This is a genomic window from Bellilinea sp. (assembly GCF_053501535.1).
In genome coordinates this window covers 1-5813 of record NZ_JBRCOK010000127.1, presented here as the reverse complement: position 1 = coordinate 5813, position 5813 = coordinate 1, and the positions used below count along the sequence as shown (strand labels likewise).

General features: G+C 60.3%; 5 protein-coding genes. All 5 read right to left on the bottom strand.

The annotated features are described in order from the left end of the window. Positions 1-112: 112 nt before the first annotated feature. On the bottom strand, positions 113-1168 hold the full coding sequence (asd, locus tag ACWIZX_RS11980; RefSeq protein ID WP_448335944.1) for an aspartate-semialdehyde dehydrogenase: 1056 nt from the start codon (positions 1166-1168) through the stop codon (positions 113-115). Beyond that, entirely contained in the window at positions 1165-2607 is a 1443-nt protein-coding gene (locus ACWIZX_RS11975) for an aspartate kinase (protein WP_448335943.1), read from the bottom strand. Before ACWIZX_RS11975 ends, asd begins: the two co-directional genes overlap by 4 nt. A gap of 21 nt (positions 2608-2628) precedes the next feature. Next, the gene (locus tag ACWIZX_RS11970; protein WP_448335942.1) at positions 2629-4965 is read right to left on the bottom strand and encodes a PEP/pyruvate-binding domain-containing protein; all 2337 of its coding nucleotides are present in this window, start codon (positions 4963-4965) and stop codon (positions 2629-2631) included. A 79-nt stretch (positions 4966-5044) separates the two neighbouring features. After that, positions 5045-5704 carry a Glu/Leu/Phe/Val family dehydrogenase gene (locus ACWIZX_RS11965; protein ID WP_448335945.1) on the bottom strand — a complete coding sequence of 220 codons (660 nt, stop codon included), beginning with the start codon at positions 5702-5704 and terminating at the stop codon, positions 5045-5047. Beyond that, positions 5601-5813, bottom strand: a 213-nt coding sequence (locus tag ACWIZX_RS11960) for a Glu/Leu/Phe/Val dehydrogenase dimerization domain-containing protein (protein ID WP_448335941.1), incomplete at its 5' end; no start/stop codon positions are given. The genes ACWIZX_RS11960 and ACWIZX_RS11965, both read right to left, overlap by 104 nt.

Below are 5813 nucleotides of genomic sequence, written 5' to 3'. Positions count from 1 at the left end.
ACTGACGTCAGTTCGGGACAAATCCTTTTTGCCCCCTCCTGCCTCCCCCAAAATCGCAGGGGCGATTTTGGGGGAGGTGGGAGGGGGAGAAATTACCCGAAATGACGTTTTCTTATGAAAGATAGCCGGCCTGCACCATTAATTCGGCATTGAGCAGTGAGCCGCCGGCCGCGCCGCGAATGGTGTTGTGCGAAAGCACCACCAGGCGCAAATCGAAGAGCGGGTCGGAACGCAGCCTGCCAACCACGGTGGTCATGCCCCTGCCGGTCATGCGGTCAAGGCGCGGTTGGGGACGGTTCTCCTCCTCGCGCACCTGAATCACCGGGCGGGCTGCTGAAGGCAGCTCAGCCACCGGCGGCGGGGCCTGGAAAGCGGCCAGCACGGCGGCAGCCTGTTCAGGTGTGGCGCGCTGCGCCAGTTCCACCGTCAGGCACACTAAATGACCGTCGGTCACTGCAACGCGGTTGGTGTGCGCCGAAATGCCAATTTCGGCAAGGTGCACCTCCCCGCCTTCCAGTTTGCCGAGCATTTTGCGCGGCTCCCATTCCACCTTCTCCTCTTCGCCGCCGATGAAGGGAACAACATTATCGGCAATATCCAGCGAGGCAACGCCGGGGTATCCCGCCCCGGAGAGCGCCTGCATGGAAACGGCAAACACGCGTTTCAAGCCAAAGGCATCCTGCAGCGCTTTGAGGGCGATGGTCATGCCGGTGCTGGTGCAGTTGGGGTTGGTTGCAATCCAGCCGCTCCAACCGCGCCGTTTGCGCTGTACCTCCACAAGGCGGGCATGTTCCGGATTTACCTCCGGAATCAGCAGCGGCACATCCGGCTCGCGCCGAAAGGCGGAGGCATTCGAACAAACGCAAATACCGGCCTGCGCCAGGGCCGGTTCAACCTGACGGGCGGTATCAGCCGGCAGCGCCGAAAACGCCAGGCGGGCGCCGTTGAGCGAAGCGGCTTCACTGGGCAGGACAGGCATCTTTCCTGCCCAGTCGGGCATTGGCTCTGCCAGCAGCCAGCGGCACACCTCCCCGTAGGTTTTACCATGACCGCGCTCCGAGCCGGTCAGTGCCACCACCTCGAACCAGGGATGATGATCCAGCAGCTGCACAAAACGCTGCCCAACGCTGCCGGTAGCCGCCAGCACTGCAACGGGTATTTTATTCATGCCTGCACCTCCTGATGGGGAATGACCTGACGGTGTAAGGTACGCACGGCCGCTTGAGTGTCCTCAGCCCTCAGTACAAAACAAATGGATACTTCCGATGAACCCTGCGCAATGGCAATCACATTGATGCGCTGCTCGCCCAGTGCACTGAAAACCTTGCCGGCCACGCCGGGTGTGCTGCGCATTCCTTCACCCACAACCGTAACAATGACCACCTCGTCGGTTGCCCAAACGCGGTCAATATCCTTGCCCTGAATTTCGCGGTAAAACTCGTCCTGAATGGCGGCAATCACCCGCTCAGCCGCATCCGCCGGCACGGCAATGCAAATGGCCTGCTCGGAGGAAGCCTGCGAGATAAGCGAGATGTTGGTGCCGGTGGAGGCAATCGCCGCAAAGGTACGCGCCGCCACACCCGGTACACCCAGCATGCCGCGCCCCTCCACGGTGACCAGTTTCATACCGCGAATGGCGGTCACCGATTTGACGATGCTGGAATGATTTTCGGGGGGCTTTTCGGCGACCAGGCGTGTGCCGGGGTGAGTCGGGTTAAAGGTGTTCAGCACCCGCAAACCGATGCCGGCCTCGATGACCGGACGGATGGTTTTGGGGTGCAGTACTTTGGCGCCGGCGTAGGCCAGTTCCGCCACTTCACGAAAGGTCAATTCTTCGATGGTGTGGGCTTCGGGGACAATGCGCGGATCCGCGCTCATCACCCCATCCACATCCGTCCAGATCCAGACTTCGTCGGCGGGCAGGGCTGCCCCCAACAGGGCAGCGGTGTAATCCGAACCGCCGCGGCCGAGGGTGGTGACCACTCCTTGCCGGGTTGCGCCGATGAAGCCGGTCACCACCGGGACGATGCCGCTTTGCAGGAGAGGCGGAAGCACCGCCCGCACCGCCGCCTGAGTTGCCGCCCAGTCCGGGTAGGCCGATTGGTAGTGATCATCGGTGATGATCAGGCTGGTTGCCTCCACCACCTGAGCCGGGCAGCCCTGTTCTTGCAGGGCAGCGGCTAACAGGCGTACTGCCATGCGTTCACCCAGTGAGGAAACGGCGTCCAGGGCGCGCGGAGTGGCTTCGCCCAGAATGTAGATTGCCAGACACAGCGACGCAAAATCGCCGATCATTTGCTGAATTTCGGCGCGCACAGCGGCGGCGCGGTTGGGATCGTGAATCAGCGCGTTCAAAATTTCCTCGTGACGGGCTGTCAGCGTCTGGGTCGCCTGCTGGTACACTTCCGCATCGCCGCGCGCAGCAGCGTTTGCGCTGCGCAGCAGGATGTCGGTTATGCCGGAAAGCGCCGAAGTGACCACCGTCAGGTAAGGTGAGCGCTGCTTCTGACCCACAATAATTTCCACGGTTTGGCGCATGGCCTGCGGGCTGCCCACGGATGTGCCGCCGAATTTCATCACCAGATTGTGCGGATTACCATTGACCACTTCTCAAACAACCTCAACTTTCTAAAGATGTTCGGTCACAGGTTTGAAGTAACCTATGCCTTTGTTTCCGTCCATGCGGATTTCCAGGAGTTGCCCCGGACGTTCTGCCGGGATGTGAATGACCTTGATACACTCCAGCGCGGGGGATTGGTCAGCAATCCATACTGACCGCTGGTCAGTTGCCTGCTGCAGAAATGAAACGTTCAAAAAATCCTCTTTTTCTTCCGCCGAAACCGCCAGCGGGAAAATGCCCGACTCGACCAGGTCTTGAAAGAAATGCGTGCCGTAGGACGGCTCGGAGGCGTAGCCTCCCTTACGGCTGGTCAGTTCGACCAGCGCGCGGGTGTTGAAAATATCGGCATAGGTGATCGGCACGCCCTGCATGAAGTCGGTCGAACCCCAACGTCCCGGCCCAATCAGGATGAAGTTTTTGCCTGCCAGCGCCTGGTTTAGCTGCGCGATGCGGCGCGCCGTTTCGCTGTAATCATGCGCCGAGGGGAGGCGGTAGTATTTTTCCGGGTCAACAAAGACGATGTACTCGATGCCTTCCACCACCCCCAGCGGCACCATGCGGTTGCTGACCAGCAGAATATCGGCCGGCTGCAAATGTTCCGGCAGACGCACCATTCGGTCAGCGTTCCAGCTGTGGTGCGGGCGGCATTGCAGCAGGTGAAAGGTCAGGTCGGGTTTACCGCCTTCGCCGGGTTGAATGGTAAGGGCAAATTCCACATCCACCGGCGAGTGGTATTCCTCGGCCAGCTGGCTGAGGATGGTTTTGAGCAAGGGGACGAAGTCGGTTTGCAGCAGCCGTTCAAAAGTAACCACAAACTGCTGTGATTGCAATGAAAGACCCAGCGTCAGCGGCGGGCGGATGGTCTCGCCATCGTCCACCGAAATGACCCAGCGCAGGGCGGGAAAATCCGCGCCGAGCACCTGCTGTACCGGCAGACTGACCAGTGTGTTGTGCTGCAGGTCAATCACATCCATGAAGTGTTGGGAGTACTGGCGGATTGCCTGCGGCGTCACCTCCGGGCGCAAGGTGGGGTGGCTGAGGCCGATCAGGCGCGGGTAGTCGTTGGGTGTGCGTTCCACCGCGCGCGTCCCCAGCCCGATCACCAGGCGGGCAAAGCCCTCCTCCCGCCGCAGACGGGGGTTCCACACAATCGGGCTGAACGAATAGGCCACGCCGGCTGCAGATGGGAAGTAGTAACCGCCGTAAGCCTGTCCCTGTACTTCCTGAATCAGGATCGCCATGCGCTCGTCGTAGTCCAGCAATCCCATGCGGCGGCGGTACGAGAGCGCATCCGGGTTGTAGATGCTGGCATACGCCCGGCGGATGGCCAGCGTCAGGTCACGCAGATTTTCCTTGAGCGTGCCCTGATTGGGGCAAAACACGCTCAGGTACTTGCCGGCAAACGATGCGCCAAAGTTATCCTCCAGCAGGCTGGAGGAGCGCACAATCAGCGGGGTGTTGCCCACCTCACGCAGCAGATCGCGCAGTTGATCGGCAATTTCTTCCGGGAATCGTCCGCTGGCGTATTTTTCCTGGATGAAGGGGTACTCCTGACGGATTTGCTCCTCCGACTTGTACTTCTGGTTGACATATTCCAGATCGTTGAGGGCGAGGAAGTCGTAGAATACATCCGCACCAATGAAGTACGAACGCGGCAGGGTGATTCGCCCGGCAATGTGCGGGGCAGCAGCCTGCAGGATTTTGTACGCCAGCAGCATGCCGGCGGCTTTGCCGCCGATTTTTCCGCTGCCGATGCGGCGGCGGATGATTTCACCAAAATCGGCAGCCGTAAACCAGTGCTTGGCAATGCGGATGAAGCCGAGCTGGTCGCTGAGCAGGCTCTTGAGCAGCACCACGCGCAGTTCTTCGAGATGGTGCTGCACCTGAGCGCGCTGTTCGGGCGGCAAAGCCTCGTAGGCTTCTGCCTGGCGCAGCACCATCTCCAACGGAGCCAGTTCCGGGTTGAACCGCAGGCTGATTTCCGATCCGACCGGGGGGCGTTCGCCGCCGCGGTCAGCCAGCACATCGTCCACAATCTTGTGCAGCAATTCGATGGGCAGGTTGTAGGCAAAGTAAAAATCCGTCAGAATGCGGCGGATGCGGTGATAGCGCAGTTCCCACTGTTCGCTGTCTTCGGGGCGCTGGTCATCCCCCAACCCTTCGCGCTTCTGCGATTCAATCGCCTTTTCGCGGATTTCCTGCTCAAATCGCTCCGGGGAGATGATGCCGCGTTGGAACAACTCCTCGCGCATGCGCCGCCGGATGGGTGAAGCCAGCAGCGGATACTGCGCCAGCAGCAGGTGAATTTCCAGAATTTTGGATGACTCGGGGGGAATGACCGACATACCTCACCGCCTGTGAGAAAAGGGTTTCTTTCAGCAAACTTTGGCGAATGCTGAAAATTATACCCTCTCCCAACCGATTTTACGCCCAGCCGCGCAGCCGAACCGCCTCCGCTACCCGGCTGACCGCCACCAGATAGGCCGCCTTGCGGTAGTCAACGCCATGCTGCTGAGCCACCTCATGCACCTTCCAGAAGGCGGCAGTCATGCGCTGATCGAGGCGCTGATGCACTTCGCCTTCGTCCCAGTAGTAGCCGTAGGCATTTTGCACCATTTCAAAGTACGAAACGGTCACACCGCCGGCGTTACATAAAAAATCTGGCAGGACGGTGATGTTTTTTGCAAACAGCACCGCATCCGCCTCTGGCGTGGTTGGGCCGTTGGCCAGTTCGGCAATGAAACGCGCCTTGATGCGCTCGCAATTTTCCCCATGGATGGCATTTTCCAGCGCTGCCGGAATCAGCACATCCACGTTCAGTTCCAGCAGTTCGGCATTGCTGATCGGCTGCGCGCCGGGAAAGTGGATGACCGAGCCGGTGCGCTGCTTATGCGCCAGCACCGCCGCGTAATCCAGGCCGGCGGGATTGTAAATGCCGCCGCGCGAATCGGAAACCGCTACCACCTTCAAGCCGAGCAGCTCACCGCCCAGTTTGTGAGCAAATGAGCCGGCGTTGCCGTAGCCCTGATTGGCCGTGGTTGCGCCGTGCAAATCCACCTGCCGGGCTTTGGCGGCCGCGCGCATCATTGTACTGGACACGGAAACCGTGAAAGATGCGCACCGTGCCGTCATCCATGCGCACCGGCAGGGTGACGTGCAATTCGCGCATCGGCCAGCGCAGCAATTCATGCAC